General features: G+C 68.8%; 1 protein-coding gene. It reads left to right on the top strand.

Going from position 1 to position 359, the window contains the following annotated elements; all coding sequences use genetic code 11:
• A partial coding sequence (locus B4920_RS29650; protein ID WP_216820039.1) for a hypothetical protein occupies nt 1-359 on the top strand: 359 nt, incomplete at both ends.

The following is a 359-nucleotide window of genomic DNA, read 5'->3' on the forward strand; positions in this document are numbered from 1 at the left end:
ACCAGCACCTTCACCGAGGCGGTCGCCAACGACGGCGCCATCAGCAACACCGTCACCATCACCCTGACCAACGACACCTTCACCGGCACCAACGGTGCAGCGCTGTCGGGCGTGGCGGTGACCAACGTGCCCGCCGGCCTCACCGCCACGGTCACCCGCGTGGATGCCACCCACGCCACCCTGGCCCTCACCGGCAGCGCCACCGCCCACGCCAACGCCAACGACATCGGCAACCTCACCGTCACCTTCGGCGACGCCGCCTTCACCGGCGGCAATGCCGCTGCGGTGACCAATGCCGTCAAGAACAACCTGGCGGTGGATTTTGCCGATCCGGCGCCCATTCCGGCCCTGGGCTACAG

Origin of the sequence: Zoogloea sp. LCSB751 (assembly GCF_002028455.1) — a bacterium.
Taxonomy (GTDB): Bacteria; Pseudomonadota; Gammaproteobacteria; order Burkholderiales; family Rhodocyclaceae; genus Zoogloea.